16 protein-coding genes are annotated in these 16142 nt (G+C 65.6%); 9 read left to right on the top strand and 7 right to left on the bottom strand.

Going from position 1 to position 16142, the window contains the following annotated elements; genetic code table 11:
• Positions 1-262 precede the first annotated feature (262 nt).
• The 3 genes from EN874_RS27875 to EN874_RS27865 all read left to right on the top strand — a co-directional run bounded on the left by EN874_RS27875 (position 263) and on the right by EN874_RS27865 (position 2465).
• A complete protein-coding gene (locus EN874_RS27875) occupies positions 263-448 on the top strand; it encodes a DUF1059 domain-containing protein (RefSeq protein ID WP_059188453.1) in 186 nt (61 codons plus the stop codon).
• Between the two features lie 370 nt (positions 449-818).
• Positions 819-1397 (top strand): hypothetical protein, encoded by a 579-nt coding sequence (locus EN874_RS27870; protein WP_127427946.1) that lies wholly within the window; start codon positions 819-821, stop codon positions 1395-1397.
• Between the two features lie 87 nt (positions 1398-1484).
• Positions 1485-2465 carry a S8/S53 family peptidase gene (locus EN874_RS27865; RefSeq protein ID WP_127427945.1) on the top strand — a complete coding sequence of 327 codons (981 nt, stop codon included), beginning with the start codon at positions 1485-1487 and terminating at the stop codon, positions 2463-2465.
• 18 nt (positions 2466-2483) lie between these two features.
• Here the strand turns inward: EN874_RS27865 and EN874_RS27860 are convergent, their stop codons facing one another.
• Genes EN874_RS27860 through EN874_RS27850 form a run of 3 tightly spaced genes read right to left on the bottom strand, consistent with a single transcriptional unit; the run spans position 2484 to position 5010 of the window.
• Positions 2484-3752 carry a CCA tRNA nucleotidyltransferase gene (locus tag EN874_RS27860; protein WP_127427944.1) on the bottom strand — a complete coding sequence of 423 codons (1269 nt, stop codon included), beginning with the start codon at positions 3750-3752 and terminating at the stop codon, positions 2484-2486.
• The gene (locus EN874_RS27855) at positions 3749-4381 is read right to left on the bottom strand and encodes a CoA pyrophosphatase (RefSeq protein ID WP_127428079.1); all 633 of its coding nucleotides are present in this window, start codon (positions 4379-4381) and stop codon (positions 3749-3751) included. The genes EN874_RS27860 and EN874_RS27855 overlap by 4 nt, the downstream gene beginning before the upstream one ends.
• On the bottom strand, positions 4381-5010 hold the full coding sequence (locus tag EN874_RS27850) for a DUF1285 domain-containing protein (protein WP_127428078.1): 630 nt from the start codon (positions 5008-5010) through the stop codon (positions 4381-4383). The genes EN874_RS27855 and EN874_RS27850 overlap by 1 nt, the downstream gene beginning before the upstream one ends.
• A gap of 145 nt (positions 5011-5155) precedes the next feature.
• Between EN874_RS27850 and EN874_RS27845 the strand changes: the two genes are divergently transcribed.
• Genes EN874_RS27845 through EN874_RS27830 form a run of 4 tightly spaced genes read left to right on the top strand, consistent with a single transcriptional unit; the run spans position 5156 to position 12086 of the window.
• Entirely contained in the window at positions 5156-6160 is a 1005-nt protein-coding gene (locus tag EN874_RS27845; protein ID WP_127427943.1) for a MoxR family ATPase, read from the top strand.
• Complete coding sequence (locus EN874_RS27840) at positions 6160-7182, top strand: DUF58 domain-containing protein (protein WP_127427942.1); 1023 nt, start codon at positions 6160-6162, stop codon at positions 7180-7182. Before EN874_RS27845 ends, EN874_RS27840 begins: the two co-directional genes overlap by 1 nt.
• Positions 7179-9995, top strand: coding sequence for a DUF4159 domain-containing protein (locus EN874_RS27835; protein WP_127427941.1), 2817 nt, complete (start codon positions 7179-7181; stop codon positions 9993-9995). Before EN874_RS27840 ends, EN874_RS27835 begins: the two co-directional genes overlap by 4 nt.
• A gap of 3 nt (positions 9996-9998) precedes the next feature.
• Positions 9999-12086: a hypothetical protein gene (locus EN874_RS27830; RefSeq protein WP_127427940.1), complete on the top strand. Its 2088-nt coding sequence runs from the start codon at positions 9999-10001 to the stop codon at positions 12084-12086.
• Positions 12087-12122: 36 nt separating this feature from the next.
• On the opposite strand, the gene clpS is transcribed toward EN874_RS27830, so the two are convergent.
• From clpS to EN874_RS27810, 4 genes are all read right to left on the bottom strand, one after another.
• The gene (gene clpS / locus EN874_RS27825) at positions 12123-12428 is read right to left on the bottom strand and encodes an ATP-dependent Clp protease adapter ClpS (protein WP_040989718.1); all 306 of its coding nucleotides are present in this window, start codon (positions 12426-12428) and stop codon (positions 12123-12125) included.
• Between the two features lie 125 nt (positions 12429-12553).
• On the bottom strand, positions 12554-12883 hold the full coding sequence (locus tag EN874_RS27820; protein WP_127427939.1) for a hypothetical protein: 330 nt from the start codon (positions 12881-12883) through the stop codon (positions 12554-12556).
• Between the two features lie 149 nt (positions 12884-13032).
• The gene (locus EN874_RS27815) at positions 13033-13281 is read right to left on the bottom strand and encodes a hypothetical protein (RefSeq protein WP_126088005.1); all 249 of its coding nucleotides are present in this window, start codon (positions 13279-13281) and stop codon (positions 13033-13035) included.
• Between the two features lie 40 nt (positions 13282-13321).
• Complete coding sequence (locus EN874_RS27810) at positions 13322-13624, bottom strand: hypothetical protein (protein WP_127427938.1); 303 nt, start codon at positions 13622-13624, stop codon at positions 13322-13324.
• Between the two features lie 238 nt (positions 13625-13862).
• Between EN874_RS27810 and EN874_RS27805 the strand changes: the two genes are divergently transcribed.
• Together EN874_RS27805 and EN874_RS27800 are read left to right on the top strand one after the other, a co-directional pair.
• Complete coding sequence (locus EN874_RS27805) at positions 13863-14579, top strand: response regulator transcription factor (RefSeq protein ID WP_127427937.1); 717 nt, start codon at positions 13863-13865, stop codon at positions 14577-14579.
• Positions 14576-15985: an ATP-binding protein gene (locus EN874_RS27800; RefSeq protein ID WP_127427936.1), complete on the top strand. Its 1410-nt coding sequence runs from the start codon at positions 14576-14578 to the stop codon at positions 15983-15985. The genes EN874_RS27805 and EN874_RS27800 overlap by 4 nt, the downstream gene beginning before the upstream one ends.
• The last annotated feature ends 157 nt before the right edge of the window (positions 15986-16142 follow it).

Below are 16142 nucleotides of genomic sequence, written 5' to 3'. Positions count from 1 at the left end.
GTTGTCGGGTCGGGACGGTCCGTCGGGCTTAGCGAGATCAGGCAACAAGGAGGCGGAGCAGCACAGCTCCGCCTTTCTGTTTCGTCGGCACTTCGACCGGCTTGCGAACGGCGCGACTCTTGACGCAACCGAAGCCGGCGACATGTGTTATGGTTGTCCACATGAGCAATTCCGGGAAAGTGCCCGTTTTCCACGCGGGATTGCGCAACAATAGCTGGAGCGGTCGAGGCTGAACCGCCACGCAGTGAGGAAAGGAAAACCCATGAAGGAATTCCAATGCGGAACGCTCGTCCCTGGCTGTGACTGGCATACGCGCGCCGAGGAAGAGGCGGAAGTCATGCGCCGTGCCGTCGAGCACATGCGCGAGACCCACGGCGAAACCATCATCCGCGAGACCATGATCGAGGCGATCCGCTCGCGTATCCAGAAGGTCCGCGACGCGGCCTGAGGCATCCGGTCGCCATTTCGTGCGACCACCAGCAAAGACGGCGAGCGGGATGCAGCCTTTGGATCAATTCCAGGAAAAGTGTGAGCGGTTTTCCGTCCGGAATTGCGTAAAAACAAGGAGATAGGGCGTTTCCACGTTTCCGTGAAACGTGAAACGCACCAGGCGCCTCTCGCTTCGTTTGCGTCCCGACCGCCGGCGACGGCCCTGCCTCGCCGAATTCAAGCAAAAACTTATATTCGTATCAGCTTGGATAACCCCACGGTAACGTTCTCCGTGCGAACGTCGAGCGCATGATCCGGTCACAGTCGGTTGCCCGAGGGGGCGCTTGCCACAAGGCGCTGTCCGGATCCGGTGGGGCGGGGTGCTTCGCGTGCGCGAAAAGTCCGACAATCGAAGCGGTTCCGGCGCAGCAACGCTTCTGTTGTGCGCGTTCCTCGGCGCATCGCCGGCAATCGCGCAGGAAATGACCACGTCGCTTGTCAACATCCACCAGGGGTCATGGCTCAGCGACCGCGCAAGGGGCCTCGGCAATGGCGGCTACGAGTTGCAGGATGGGACCTGGGTCTCGTTCAATCGATGGTACCGCTCGACCTGGATCGACCTTCACGTCGACTTTCTCACGCAACTCACTGAAAACAACGGCATCCTGTGGGGCGTAGGAACCGGGGAAGAAGGCGAGAAATACCGCATTGCGCCGAGCCTTAAGCTTGGCTTCCTCACCCAGACACATCCCAATCCGAACAGCACGCTGTCTCTTTCGGTTACCTCGACCTTCGGCGGCAACCTGACCGAAAGGCCCTGCGTGGCCGATTACGGGGATCTGGGCACCTACAGCGTCAACTGCCGGCTCGCGGCCGGCGAGACGGCGCCTGAGGAAACCCTGAAATATCTGGTTAACGCTACACCCGAGAGGCTGCGCCTGTGGTTCAACTACCGTGTTACTTTCTGACCGCCGGGAGGCCTGCATGCGAGGTCTTCCTGCTTTCCGCATTCGCAAATCGTCCGTCCTCGTTCCTGCTTGACCGGGAGTAAGACCATGACTGGTAATTTCTGGAAGTTCGGCATCGCCGCGGCACTCACCATTCTGCCGGCATGCCTGGCGTCGGCGCAGGAAGCCCTCGACGCGGACCAGACGGCGGCGCTGTGCCACGGCGCCGCCTCCATCTGCGTAAGCGCAAAGATACAGGCCGCGCGAACGACGCAAGCGGTGCAGAGCTGGATGAGCCCCGACGTCGGCGCGGCATGGGCTGCGGGCTACAAGGGCAAGGGCGTCACCATCACCATCGTCGACGACTTCAGCAGTTCATCGCGCTTCTCCGGCAATTTCGGCATCGGCACGCAATACCAGCGGCACGGCGAATGGACGCGCGAGGAAGCGAGCATGATCGCTCCCGCGGCGACCATCCGCTCCAAGGATTTCTCGACGGGTTCGGTCGTTGCGCTGGCGGGCGGCCGCAACGTGCTCAACCTCAGTTATGGCATGTATGCCAGCGCCGGCTACGGCGTGAACCAGATCGGCTGGGCGCCGGAGGAAGCGTCGATCATTTCCTACGCCACCAAGGGATCGGCCATAGTCTCGAAAGCGGCCGGCAACGACGCGATCGCCGTTGGCGGTGTCACCAGCGGCCAGCAGGACTATCTAGACCTTGCCCTGATCGGCAAGCCGACGGCCATCTTCGTAGGCGCGCTGTCGACAAACGGCACGACATCGAACAAGGCCGAACTTGCCTGGTATTCCAACTATGCCGGCTCCAACACGGACGTGCAGAGCCACTTCCTGGTTGTGGGCGTCGAAGGCGACAAGACCGGTCTCTACGGCACGTCCTTCGCCGCGCCGATCATCTCCGGCTACGCGGCGATCATCGGCAGCAAATTCACCAAGGCGACGCCGGTTCAGATCACCAACGACCTGCTCAACACGGCTCGTACCGACACCCTGGTCAATTACGACCCGTCCGTCTACGGCAAGGGCGAGGCAAGCCTTTCGCGCGCCCTGGCTCCTGTGGCGATACATTGACCGGCCCGGCCTGCAGTTTTAAGCCTCGAGTGCTTGCGCGGCGCGTTTGAGCAGCGCGCCGCGATCCAGGGCGAATCCGGACTCCACCCATTCCTTCTCGAGATTTTTCAGCGTTGCGCCAAGCTTCGGGCCGGGCGAGGCGCCGAGCTCGGTGAGATCGGCGCCCTTGATTGGAAACACCGGTTTTTCCCATTTCAAGGCGAAATTGAGCAGGCGCGAGAAACCGCCGGCTGCCATCATGGCCTGATCGTCCTCGACGGCGCGTGCGCGCGCGGCGGCGAGCGCGAGCCGCAGCCGATCGACGAAGCCTTCGCGGTCACCGAAATAGAGCTTTTTCGAGAATTCCGTTTCGGTCGTCTTGGGCTCAGGCTGAGCAGTCAGCGCCCAGCGCCGCAGGCGCTCGCCTTCGCCGGTCGAAAATCTCAGCCTTTCGGCAAGCGTCTTCATGCGCGCGGCATCCGGCGGAACGACAGCCTCCAGTCTGAGCAGCGGATCGGCATCCCAGCTTAGATCCTTTTCGGTCCTGACCAGCCCGTGGATGGCGTCGATGCCCCACTTCTCGCTCTCCGGCAGCACCGCCGTGAGAACGCCCGCCTGGCGCATCCACAGCAGGGCGCGTGAGGGATCTGGCGCCGAAAGCAGCTTCTTCAGTTCGGACCAGACGCGCTCGGCCGAAAGCCTGCCAAGCCCGTCCTTCAGCCTGGCGCAGGCCTTCAGGCCCTCGGCATCGGGCCGGCCGTCGCCATACCAGGCAAAAAAGCGGAAGAAGCGCAGGATGCGCAGATAGTCCTCGCGGATGCGTGCTTCCGGATCGCCGATGAAGCGCAAACGCCGCGCCTCGATATCGGCGACGCCGCCGACAAGGTCGACGACCGTCCCGTCGGCTTCGGCATAGAGCGCGTTGATGGTGAAGTCGCGCCGCTCGGCGTCCGCCTTCCAGTCGCGCCCGAAGACTACCTTCGCTCGCCGGCCGTCGGTCTCGATATCGGCCCTGAGCGTCGTCACCTCATAGGCCTTGCCGCCGGCGATCGCCGTGACGGTGCCGTGCTCGATCCCGGTCGGCACGGTCTTGAAGCCGGCGGCCTGGGCGCGGCGGATCGTTTCCTCGGGCACGGTCGTCGTGGCGATGTCGATGTCGGCGACCGGCTGGCCGATCAGCGCGTTGCGCACCGCTCCGCCGGCCACGCGCGCCTCCTCGCCGCCCGCCGTCAGCGCGGCGAGCAGCGTCTGCAGATGCTTTTCGCCCAGCCAATCGGCCTGGCCGGAGAGAGACACCTCGGCGCTCACGCATAGAGCCTTTCATAGAGGGTGCGGATGATGCCGGCGGTGACGCCCCAGATGCGCTGGCCGCCAAAAGGCATCTCGTAGAAGAACCATTCGAGGTCGTTCCACATGCGGCTGTCGCGCGCGTGGTTGACGGGGTCCATCAGGAAGCGCAGCGGCACCTCGAAGGCGGCGTCGACCTCGTCGGCATTGAGCGTCAGCGAAAAGCCCGGCCGCACCACGGCAAGCACTGGCACGATGCGGTAGCCGCTGCCTGAGATATAGTCGGGCATACGGCCTATGATTTCGACATGGTCGCGGTCGAGGCCGATCTCCTCGAAGGTCTCGCGCAACGCGGCGGCCTCGGGGCCGGGATCGGTCGGATCGATGGTGCCGCCGGGAAAAGCCACCTGGCCGGAATGGCTGCGCAGCTTCTCGGCGCGCTTGGTGAGCAGCACCGTGGCGCCATCGGCGTGATCGATGACCGGGATCAGCACCGCGGCGTCGCGCAGGGGCTTTGTGTGCTTCAGCCTGGGGTGGCCTGGATTGAAGCGATGATCGCCGAACTCGTCGCCGGGCTCAGCCTCGGCCTGCGCCGCGACGCGGGCGCGGAAATCCGCGATCGAGAAAGGCACCGGCCCCACCTGGTCCATCATGCGCTCAGCCGCTCGAGTTTCGCGGCCGGCATGATCGGATAGACCTCACCGCCGGAGCGGACGGCGAACATCGCCTTGCCGTCGACGTCGATCCTTTCGCCGTGCTCGACCAGTTCATACATCACCGGCCGCGCCACCAGGGCTTCCAGCCGTCCGCGCACCAGCACATAGGGCTTGAGCCCGCCGGTCGTGTTCTCGTCGACGAAGCGCAGCGGATGGCCGGGCCCAGCGGTGACCACGTCGCCGACATTGGTGCGGAAGGTGATGACCTGCCCATCGCCGGTCCCCGACACGTTCATCTCGACGGCGATGAAGGGTGCGTCGGCGACGCGGATGCCCACGCGCTCCACCGGCGTCACCAGATAGGTCTTGCCGTCGGCGTCCTTGCGCAGGACGCTCGAAAAAAGCTGCACCAGGGGCATGCGCCCGATCGGCGTGCCGAGATAGAACCAGGTGCCGTCGGCCTTGATCTCCATGTCGAGATCCCCGCAGAAGTCCGGATTCCAGCGCTCCACGGGGGCCGGTCCCTTGTCCGCGCGCGCCGCCCGCGAGATCAGCGCCTCCAGCCCGCGCGCTTCGGTGGCGCCGGTCAAACTCTGCCCGCGATGTCCGGAATGATCGGTCATGGTCACGAAATAGTCACTGTTGTTTCGCTTGTCAGCCTAAGCCTGTGATTTAAGTTCAAACGCAGGCGCCAGGCGAGGCCGAATCGCGGCATTCTGCGACCCTGAGGGTGCAGGCCGGTGTTTCCAAGCACAAGGATCGAACGGCATGAGCGTGATGATCAAGGAAAGCCCGTTGAGCGACAAGGCGATGATCGAGCAGGCCGAGAAGGCGCTGGCCGACATCTCGAAGGTGCGCGACGCCGTGGGGCGCGTGATCTTCGGCCAGGAAGCCGTCGTCGAGCGCACGCTGGTGGCGCTGCTGGCCGGCGGCCATGCGCTGCTCGTCGGCGTGCCGGGCCTCGCCAAGACCAAGCTCGTCGAGACGCTCGGCATAGTGCTCGGCCTCGATTCCCGCCGCGTCCAGTTCACGCCCGACCTGATGCCCTCAGACATCCTCGGCTCGGAAGTGATGGAGCAGGACGAATTCGGCAAGCGCTCCTTCCGCTTCATCTCGGGGCCGATCTTCACCCAGCTTCTGATGGCGGACGAGATCAACCGCGCCTCGCCGCGCACTCAGTCGGCGCTGCTACAGTCGATGCAGGAATATCACGTCACCATCGCCGGCGTTCGCCACGACCTGCCCTCGCCTTTCCACGTGCTGGCGACGCAAAACCCGCTGGAGCAGGAAGGCACCTACCCGCTGCCGGAGGCCCAGCTCGACCGCTTCCTGATGCAGGTCGACATCCTCTATCCGGAGATCGAAGCCGAACGGCGCATCCTGCTCGAAACCACCGGCGTCGAGGAGGCCAGGGCCGACAATGTGCTGCAGCCGGCAAGGCTGAAGGAGATCCAAACGCTGATCCGCCGCATGCCGGTGCCGGAAAGCGTCGTCGAGGCGATCCTCAAGCTGGTGCGCTCGGCCCGTCCCGGCCAGGGCATTGCCGACACTGACAGACACGTCGCCTGGGGCCCGGGTCCTCGCGCCAGCCAGGCGCTGACACTGTGCGCCAGGGCGCGCGCGCTATATGATGGCAGGCTGGCGCCGTCGGTCGACGACATCCGTGCCTTGGCCGAGCCGGTGCTGCAGCATCGCATGGCGTTGACTTTCGCCGCCCGCGCCGAGGGCACGTCCGTGCGCGACGTGGTGGCGAAACTGGCAAAAGGCATCTGATGGGTCGAATAGGCGAGGTCCAGGCACCGGTTGCGACGCGCGACGCGCTCGCCCGTGGCCGGTTGCGAGCCTCTTTGGTGCCGGACCTGCTGGTCGAGGCGCGCCGCATCGTCAACACCGTGATCGCCGGCTGGCACGGCCGCCGCAAGCGCGGCATCGGCGAGAATTTCTGGCAGTTCCGCCCCTATGTCGAAGGCGATGCCTCGCGCATCGACTGGCGCCGCTCCGCCCGCGACGACCACACCTATGTGCGCGACCGCGAGTGGGAAGCGGCTCATACCGTCTGGCTCTGGGCCGACCCCTCCCCCTCCATGCTCTACAAATCGGCGGGAGCCGGCGTTTCCAAGGAATCGCGCGCGCTGGTTCTGGCGTTTGCCATGGCCGAGCTTTTGTCGCGCAGCGGCGAGCGCATTGCCTGGCCGGGCCTCACCGACCCGTTCACCGCCCGCAACGGCGCCGAACGCATCGCGGCCCAGCTCAGCCATGCCGGCGCGCTTCCGGCCAAGCCGGATCTTTCGGCCATCCGCCGCTTCTGCGACATCGTCATCGTCAGCGATTTCCTCGACCCGGTCGAGGAAACCATGGCCTGGCTCGACGTGCTCGCCCGTCACGGCGTGCGCGCGCATCTGATCGAGGTCGCCGACCCGGCCGAGGAGACCTTCCCCTATGCCGGCCGCACCGAATTCACCGATCCCGAGACCGGCGACAAGCTGACCGCCGGCCGCGCCGAAACGCTTAAAGACGAATACCGCCTGCTCTACGCCGCCCGCCGCCAGGAACTGGCCGGCTGGTGCCAGCGCCTCGGCTGGAGTTTCACCGTCAACCACACCGACCGCCTCGCCTCCGATGCGCTCGTGCGGGTCCACATGGCGATGACCGCCGACAGCAGCCGCCCAGGGCTTACCGCCGGTGGCAGTCATGCAGGGCTGACGGCCGGCGGCAGTCATGCAGGGCTGACCGCCGATGGCGGTCATGCCGGGCTTACCGCCGATGGCGGTCATACCGGAAAGGCGGTCGTATGAGCTGGCTGCCGCTCTCCTTCGGCGCGCCGATGGTGCTGTGGGGTCTGCTGGCCCTGCCGGTGATCTGGTGGCTGCTGAGGCTGACGCCGCCCCGGCCGCAGACCGAGGTCTTTCCGCCGCTCAGGATCCTCGCCCGCGTCTTGAGGCGCGAGGAGACGCCGCATCAAAGCCCGTGGTGGCTGACGTTGCTTCGCCTGCTGATGGCGGCTCTTGTCATCACCGCGCTTGCCGAACCGGTCTTCAATCCGCGCGAAAAACTGCCGGCGGAGGGCTCGGCGCTTGCGCTGGTCATCGACAATGACTGGGCGAGCGCCGCCGACTGGGGCAAGCGCGTCGCCACCGCCGAGCGGCTGATCGCCGATGCCGGCTCGAACGGCGTGCCGGTCGTCATCGCCTTCACCGCCGAGAAGCCGAATGCCGAGATCGGTCCCTTCGATGCATCCGCCGCGCTCGACCGCCTGCGCGCGGCGAAGCCGCGCCCGATCCCGGCCGAGCGCCCCGCCGTCTATGTCCGCGTCGCCGCCACGCTGCAGCGCCTGCCGGGCGCCAGCGTCGCCGTGCTCGCCGACGGCCTTGCGGCCAATGGCGACGAAGCGGCCTTCAAGACGCTTCTGGAAAAAAATGCCACGAGGCTGATCTGGGCCACCTCGGACCGGGTTTCGCTCACCGGCCTGACGGGTGCCGACAACCAGGTCGACGGTTTCACGCTGACCGCCATCCGTGCGCCGGGCGATCCGGCGCCGGCGCAGGTCACGGCGGGCGCCTTCGACGACAAGGGCCGCCGCATCGCCGACACGACGCTGACCTTTGCGCCGGGCGAGACCACCGCCACCGGAACGATGAAGGTGCCGTTTGAATTGCGCAACGACTTCGCCTCGCTAGCGCTCGATGGCGAGCATCAGGCCGGAGCCGTGCGCGTGCTCGACGAGAGCTCCAAGCGCCGCCGCGTCGGGCTACTTTCGCAGGCCGAGGCGGACCAGGCGCAGCCGCTGCTGTCGCCGCTCTATTACATTCGCCGCGCCCTGCAGCCCTTCGCCGATCTGGTCGAGCCGTCGAGTGCCGATCTGGCCGATGCCATTCCGCAGCTTCTCGACCAGAAGCCGGCCATGATCATCATGGCCGATGTCGGCACCATCCCGGCGCAGGTCCGGCAGCGACTGGTCGATTGGGTGAACAATGGCGGCACGCTGGTGCGCTTTGCCGGTTCGAGGCTGGCCGCCGCCGGCAATGACGATGATCTCTTGCCGGTCCGGCTGCGCAGCGGCGAGCGGGCGCTGGGCGGTGCGCTGTCCTGGACGACGCCGCAACAGGTCACCGAATTTCCCAAGAACGGCCCGTTCGCCGATCTCTCCCCGCCGGCCGAGGTGACGGTCAGCCGGCAGGTGCTGGCCGAACCCACGCCCGACATCGTCGAGCGCACCTGGGCCACGCTTGCCGACGGCACGCCGCTGGTCACGGGCATGAAGAAGGACAAGGGCACGCTGGTGCTCTTCCATGTCACGCCGGAGGCGACCTGGTCGAACCTGCCGATCTCCGGCAGCTTCGTCGAAATGCTGAGGCGCGTGGTGCAATTGTCGCGCAACCAGGGCGCCGCGATCGCCAATGCGGAGGCTGCCGCCGCATCCTTGGCGCCCTATCGCATGATCGGCGCCGACGGCACGCTGGTGCCGCCGACGCCCGACGCGCGGCCGCTCGTGCCCGCCGCCGGCCCGCTGCCGGTGACGCTGGAAAACCCGCCAGGCCTCTATGGCTCGGAAACCGGCGTCTTCGCGCATAACCTGCTCAACGCCTCGAGCACGTTCACGCCGCTTGCCCGGCCGCAGATCTCGCTGCCGGTGACCGCCATTGCCTACGCCTTCGACGAATCGGAGAATCTGAAGGGCCCGCTGGTCACATTGGTCCTGTTGCTGATGGTGCTCGACACGCTTGCGGTATTCTGGATGGGCGGGCTGTTGTCGCGCCGGCCGCGCCGCGCCGCGGCGACCGCCGCTGCCGTGCTGGTCGTGCTCGGCGGGCTCTTCGGCCACGCAGACTTTGCCCGCGCGGACGATTCGAAGCCCGGCGACTCCCAGGCCATCGAGGACATTTCGAAAACCCGGATCGCCTATGTCATCACCGGCGAACCCGGCGTCGATTCGATCAGCCGCGCCGGCCTCGAGGGTCTTACCCGCTTCCTGATCGAGAAGACCGCGCTGGAGCCAGGCCCACCGGCCGGCGTCGATATCTCGAAGGACGAGCTGACCTTTTATCCGCTGATCTACTGGCCGATCGACGCCACAGCCCCTATCCCGAGCGAAGCGGCGATCGCCCGCATCGACGCCTATATGCAGCAGGGCGGCACAGTCCTCTTTGACACGCGCGACCAGTTCGCCAACGGCATCGGCGCCGGCTCGACAAGCCCGGCCACCGAGCGGTTGCGCGACATCCTCGCCAATCTCAACGTGCCGCCGCTGGAGCCGGTGCCGTCGGACCATGTGCTGACGAAGTCCTTCTTCATCCTTCCCGAGTTTCCCGGGCGCTTCAACGGCAGCCCGCTCTGGGTCGAGGCCTCGCTCGACGCCAGCAATACCGAGAACCGTCCCGTTCGCACCGGCGACGGCGTGTCGCCGATCATGATCACCGGCAATGATTTCGCCGGTGCCTGGGCCGTCGACGAGAACGGCGATCCGATGCTGCCGACCGTGCCGCCGGATCCGATGCAGCGTGTCTACGCGCTTCGCGCCGGCGTCAACATCATGATGTACATGCTGACCGGCAACTACAAATCCGATCAGGTGCACGTGCCCGTCCTGCTCGAGCGGCTGGGGCAGTAGGTCATGAACTGGTCGATCTCCTTCGAGCCGCTCGTTTCCTGGCCGTTGTTCGGACTTGTCATCGCGCCGCTCCTGCTGCTTGCGCTGACCGGCCTGTGGTTCCGTCAGCGCGGCTCTGTCCTGCGCTTCATCGCCCTGCTCGCACTGGGGGCTGCGCTGCTCAATCCCGTTTTCCTCGATGAGGAACGCGAGGCGTTGAAGAGCGTCGTCGCCGTCATCGTCGACCGCAGCCAGAGCCAGGACATCGGCGACCGCACCAGGCAGACCGACGAGGCGCTGGCGGGCCTTCAGGAGCGTCTCGGCTGGTTCAAGCAATTCGACGTCCGCGTGGTCGACGCCGGCAAGTCCGAGGCCGCCGACGAGCGCACCGAAACCAGGCTGTTCGGCGCGCTGGAAAGCGCTTTCCGCGACGTGCCGCCCTCGCGCATCGGCGGCGCGATCATGATCACCGACGGCGAAGTGCATGACGCGCCGGCCGGCGCGCCGGAGTTCAACGCGCCGCTGCATGCGCTGATCACCGGCAGCGAGCACGAAAAGGACCGCCGCATCCGCTTCGAGAACGCGCCGCGCTTCGGCCTCGTCGGCAAGCCGCTCGACATGAGCTACCGGGTCATTTCCACGGAAGGTGAGGGCAGCCCGGTCGACGTCAGGGTATCGGTCAATGGCGAGCAGGTCTCGGTCGAGCATGCGACCGTCGGCCAACCGATGAAGCTCGAGGTCACCATCCCCAACGCCGGCCGCAACATCGTCCAGCTTTCGATCGATCACGAGCCGGGCGAGCTGACTGACGCCAACAACCGGGCCATCGCGCTGGTCGACGGCATCCGCGACCATCTGCGCGTGCTTCTGGTCTCCGGCGAGCCGCATGCCGGCGAGCGCACCTGGCGCAACCTTTTGAAATCCGACGCGTCGGTCGACCTCGTCCACTTCACCATTCTGCGGCCACCGGAAAAGCAGGACGGCACGCCGATCAACGAGCTGTCGCTGATCGCCTTCCCGACACGCGAGTTGTTTGTCGAGAAGATCAAGGATTTCGATCTGATCATCTTCGACCGCTATCAGCACCGCGACGTGCTGCCGATCCTCTATTACGACTACATCTCCGAATATGTCGAAAAGGGTGGCGCGCTGCTGATCGCGGCCGGCCCCGAATATTCCGGCGAAAGCTCCATTGCCCGCACGCCGCTGATGTCGGCCCTGCCGGCGATGCCCACCGGAGAGGTCGTCGACAAGGCCTTCTATCCGCGTCTGACCGACCTCGGCCAGCGCCACCCGGTAACGCGCGGGCTCGAGGGCTCCGCCACCGAGCCGCCGCACTGGAGCCGCTGGTTCCGTACCATCGGCGTCAAGAATCCCGAGGGCGAGGTGGTGATGAAAGGGGCCGACGACCGACCCTTGCTTGTGCTCGACCGCAAGGGCGAAGGCCGGGTCGGCATGCTGCTTTCCGACCAGGGCTGGCTATGGGCGCGCGGCTTCGAGGGTGGCGGGCCGCATGTCCAGCTCTACCGGCGCATCGCCCATTGGCTGATGAAGGAGCCTGAACTTGAAGAAGAACGGCTGACCGCCGACGGCCGCGGCATGGTGCTGGAAATCCGCCGCCAGACGATGAGCGACGATCCCGGCCCCGCCCAGGTGATCACACCTTCCGGCAAGGCGATGACTGTCAAGCTGGAAAAAGCCGAACCAGGGATTTTCACGGGCAGCCTGCAGACCAGCGAGATCGGCCTCTATCAGGTCGGCAATGGCGACCTCACCGCGCTCGCCCATGTCGGCCCGATCAACGCGCCGGAATTCTCCGACGTCGTATCCACCGAAGACAGACTGAAGGCGCCGGCCGAGGCGACCGGGGGCAGCGTGCGCCGGCTCGCGCCATCCTCCATGCTCGGCAATCTCGCCGGCGGCGCGGCGCTGCCTTCGATCGTGCCGGTCCGTTCCTCGGGCGCGGCATCGGGCAACGACTGGATCGGGCTTCGCACCACCGGCGACAGCACGCTGAAGGCCGTTTCGCGCGTGCCGCTGTTCGGCGGCTTCCTCGGCCTCGGCCTGCTGCTCTTGGCAATCGGCTCGATGTGGTACCGCGAGGGGCGGTAGCGCCCCACCCTCTCTGGAGAAGGTAAGGGCAGCCCCCTACTCTTCCGGCTCGGTCGTGAACAGCAGCGGATAGCCCTTGGCCTTGCCGGCATCGGTCGCCCGCGCGGCCTTGGTCTCTGCGACGTCGCGCGTGAAAACGGCGACCACGCAGACGCCGCGCGTATGCGCCGTGATCATCACGCGATGCGCCTGATCCTCGCTGAGCTTGAATTCGCCTTTGAGCACCGTCACCACGAACTCGCGCGGCGTGAAGTCGTCGTTGACCAGGATAACCTTGTAGAGCTTTGGCCGCTCGGTCTTCGGCTGCGTCTTGGTGCGCGGTTTGAGGACAGTTTCAGGCATCGGAATCCGCCAGCTGGGAACTGGGTTCTCGCTTCCACTCTCTCACGCAAGGAAGCATTCGTCCATTTGCCCGCCACAGAGGCAGACCGACATCCAGCCTTATGTGGGAAAGCGGTGCTTGCCGTTCAACGGCCCGTACGGCGCATGGTTGTGCCGGATCTGCCGGAACCGCCGTCGTCCATGTTGGAACCGCGCTCCATGAAGGCGGCGATCATCCAGGCGACGAAGCCGATCAGCGTCGCGCCGGTCAGCATGATCAGGATCCAGCTCTGTGCCGGCGTGATGTAGTCGAAGCTCGATGAGACCACCGGCGCGAAAAGCTCCGGCTCGGTCCTGCCGCTGGCGGGATCCGGCACCGGGCTGGCGGTGAAGATGATCAACGCTCTCGCCGCCGCGGTGGCAACCAGGCCGCCGAGGGTCAGCGAGCGCATCCGGGACGAAAGCCGCTTCTTCATGCGGATTGTCCTACAGCAGCGGCATTGCGATCGGGTTAAGGATCGGAAGCAGCGCGGCGGAAGCCGCCGGTGTCAGGCTTCGGCCACCATGAAGCCGCTCCGGCCGATGGGGCCGGAGCGGTCTTGAAAGATCAGGACTGAAGCCTGGATCAGGACTTCTTCTCGACCTTCTTCGGGGCCTTCTTGACCGGGCACTTGTGGGTCTTGGTCACCTTGCAGGCCTTCTTCGCCGCGACCTTCTTCGGAGCGGCCTTCATCGGAGCGGCAGCGGCCGGAGCAGCGGTCGTGGTCGAAGCAGCCGGAGCAGCGGTCGTCGTGGCGGCGGCGTTGCCGAGAGCCGGCATCGAGAAGGCGAGAGCGACAGCGAGACCGAGGGCGGAGAGGAGGGACTTCTTCATGGCTTCATTTCCTTTTTCATGCGGGTCGAGGAGGTGAGCGTCACTGAACCGGGTCGATCGGTGTCACTCCAAGCAGCTTCAAAGCATTTGCGAGCATCCGGATGCCCTGCGCCTGTTTCTTGGCGGCGCAGAACCGGTTTCCCTTTCTTTGAAGTGCCTTAGCCGCGGTGACCTGCGTTGCCGCGGCATGGGTTTCGAGGGCTTCGTCAACTTGACGGTTGAGATCGGTGCAGCGCTCGGTCCGGGTCAGCGGCGTTACCTTTGCGTTGGAGGCCCCGACCGCGGCTGTGATGAGCGACATGCTGAGCAAAGCACCCATCACGCTGATCCAGAACCTCTGCATCGGTCTTGCCCGTTACTCCGGAAACTTGCGTCGCAGCCGATGACCTGACCGCCACGACACCGGTTATGCCCTTGAATTTTTTCACGAGTTTTTCCCGACTGTAGAATTTTGTTTCTGGATTGTTTCTGGGCGAGCCAATCCATGCCGTATGGGCGCCACTGGCCAAGATGTGGCCCGAATTCTATCGTGTGGGTGATTTGAGCAGGGCCGGCATGGCCACCAGCATGACAGGGTTCCAGTGAAATCCGACGCGCACATACTGATCGTCGATGACGACAAGGGCATACGGGACCTGCTTCAGGAATTCTTCCAGAAGCGGGGCCTGCATACGACGGTGGCCGCCGACGGCGCCGAGATGGAGGCGATCCTGCGCCGCACGCAGGTCGACCTGATCGTGCTCGATGTGATGCTGCCGGGAAAAAGCGGGCTGGAGCTTTGCCGCGAGATCCGCGCCAACCATACGACGCCGATCATCATGCTGACCGCGGTGACCGAGACTACGGACCGCGTCGTCGGCCTCGAGATGGGCGCCGACGACTATGTGCCGAAACCCTTCGATCCGCGCGAATTGCTCGCTCGCATCCGCGCGGTGCTGAGGCGCAACGGCACGGCCGAGCTGCGCCGACCCGCCAGCAAGCAAATCTACCGCTTTGCCGGCTGGACCATGGATTGCTCGCGTCGCCGGTTGACGGCGCCCGACGACGTGCGGGTGGAACTGACGATGGCGGAGTTCAACCTGCTGCAGACCTTCGTCAGGAGCGCGCAGCGCGTGCTCACCCGCGAGCAGCTCATCGAGCTTTCGGGCGGCGACACCGGCTACAGCTTCGACCGCAGCGTCGACATCCTGGTGAGCCGCCTGCGCCGCAAGATGGAGGACGACCCGAAGACGCCGAAGCTGATCCTGACCGTGCGCAGCGGCGGCTATCAGTTTCTGCCCGAAACGACCTCCGAATGAGACGCTTCCTGCCGCAAACCCTGCCTGTCTGGGTTCTGCTCATCGTCATTGCCGGCCTGATGATCAGCCAGATCGCGACCCTCTATATCGTCTCGCGCGACCGCGCTGCGGCCAATGACGTCGTCGACCTTTACCGGCTGAACGATCGCGCCTTCTCGCTGGTGCAATTGATGCATGACGCCACGCCCGAGGAGCGCAAGGCGACCGCATCCGGCCTGTTCAACGCCACCTATGCTCTGACCGTTTCGGAAACGCCTGCCGTCACCTCCTCGATCGCCGGCGACGATCAGCTTGCCGAGCTGGAGGACATTCTGGTCGGCCGCCTGTCCAAGTTCGGCATCACCGACGCGCGCGTGCGGCGCGACCCGGCTACGCAGGAAGTCGATGCGCCGGAGGGCGAGGTGATGAACAAGGATGTCGGTCAGGTCGAGCGCGACCTGCTGGTGCTGGCGGCGGATTTCGCCCAGAGCGACAAGCTGACGGCGTCGCTGCGCTTTTCCGACGGCCAATGGCTGAATTTCACCGAGCCGATCACGCCGGCCGGGCCGATCCTCAGCGTCGACAGCCTGCCGCTCTATTCGCTGATCGCCGGACTGGTCGTGGTGATGTCGATCTGGTCGTTGCGCCGGCTGACGGCGCCTTACCGGATGATGGAGACAGCGGTGAACCGCATCGGCAACGACCTGAAAAGCCCGCCGATCGCCGAGACCGGCAGCCGCGAGATCCGTGCCGCGGCAAAAGCCGTCAACGCAATGCAGATGCGCCTGCGCGACTATGTCGAGGACCGCGAGCACCTGGCGGCGGCGCTCGCGCATGACCTGCGCACGCCGCTGACCAGGATGCGGCTGCGGCTCGAGCTGCTGCGCAAATCGGCGGCGCGCGAGGCGCTGGCGCACGACCTCGCCGACATCGAAAGCATCGCGAGCTCGGTGATCGACTTCGCCAAATTCGAGGTCACGGAGGAAAAGGCCGAGCGGATCGATTTCTGGTCGCTGGTGGAGTCGGTCGCCGACATGTTCGAGGATGCTTCATTCGACGAGGATGCCACGCCCACGCGCGGCCTGATCTGCATCGCGCGGCCGGTGGCCCTGCGCCGCTGCATCACCAATCTCGTCCAGAACGCGGTCACCTACGGCAAGAAGGCGCATATCGGCGTGCGAAGGTCGGGCAACACCATCACGCTCGGCATCCGCGACGAAGGTCCGGGCATTCCGCAGGCAAAGCTCGATCAGGTGTTCGGCTCCTTCGTGCGCCTCGAACAGTCGCGCAACCGCGAGACCGGCGGCCTTGGCCTCGGCCTCACCATTGCCCGCAACATCGCCCGCGGCGCCGGCGGCGAGATCAGCCTTTCCAACCATCCCGCCGGTGGCCTGCTGACGGAGCTGCGCCTGCCGCTGGCAGCTTGAGTCAGCAGGGGCTTTCCCGGCTTATGCCGGGACTGGATTGCCAGCGCCATCCTTGTGATAGTGCTGCCCGCTCTACAGCGTCGAGCGCCCTCTTGGACGCGCGAAGGACGCCGTAGCCCTTCAATTTGGTGCATGATCCTTTCCGAACCGAAGGTCA

It is taken from the genome of Mesorhizobium sp. M1D.F.Ca.ET.231.01.1.1 (assembly GCF_003999155.2).
GTDB lineage: Bacteria > Pseudomonadota > Alphaproteobacteria > Rhizobiales > Rhizobiaceae > Mesorhizobium.
This window is presented reverse-complemented; position numbering and strand designations above follow the sequence as displayed.

Coding starts and splice junctions, on each gene's coding strand:
- EN874_RS27875 (WP_059188453.1), top strand. CDS start 263: ATGAAGGAATTCCAATGCGGAACGCTCGTCCCTGGCTGTGACTGGCAT.
- EN874_RS27865 (WP_127427945.1), top strand. CDS start 1,485: ATGACTGGTAATTTCTGGAAGTTCGGCATCGCCGCGGCACTCACCATT.
- EN874_RS27855 (WP_127428079.1), bottom strand. CDS start 4,381: ATGGACCAGGTGGGGCCGGTGCCTTTCTCGATCGCGGATTTCCGCGCC.
- EN874_RS27850 (WP_127428078.1), bottom strand. CDS start 5,010: ATGACCGATCATTCCGGACATCGCGGGCAGAGTTTGACCGGCGCCACC.
- EN874_RS27845 (WP_127427943.1), top strand. CDS start 5,156: ATGAGCGTGATGATCAAGGAAAGCCCGTTGAGCGACAAGGCGATGATC.
- EN874_RS27840 (WP_127427942.1), top strand. CDS start 6,160: ATGGGTCGAATAGGCGAGGTCCAGGCACCGGTTGCGACGCGCGACGCG.
- EN874_RS27835 (WP_127427941.1), top strand. CDS start 7,179: ATGAGCTGGCTGCCGCTCTCCTTCGGCGCGCCGATGGTGCTGTGGGGT.
- EN874_RS27830 (WP_127427940.1), top strand. CDS start 9,999: ATGAACTGGTCGATCTCCTTCGAGCCGCTCGTTTCCTGGCCGTTGTTC.
- clpS (WP_040989718.1), bottom strand. CDS start 12,428: ATGCCTGAAACTGTCCTCAAACCGCGCACCAAGACGCAGCCGAAGACC.
- EN874_RS27820 (WP_127427939.1), bottom strand. CDS start 12,883: ATGAAGAAGCGGCTTTCGTCCCGGATGCGCTCGCTGACCCTCGGCGGC.
- EN874_RS27815 (WP_126088005.1), bottom strand. CDS start 13,281: ATGAAGAAGTCCCTCCTCTCCGCCCTCGGTCTCGCTGTCGCTCTCGCC.
- EN874_RS27810 (WP_127427938.1), bottom strand. CDS start 13,624: ATGCAGAGGTTCTGGATCAGCGTGATGGGTGCTTTGCTCAGCATGTCG.
- EN874_RS27800 (WP_127427936.1), top strand. CDS start 14,576: ATGAGACGCTTCCTGCCGCAAACCCTGCCTGTCTGGGTTCTGCTCATC.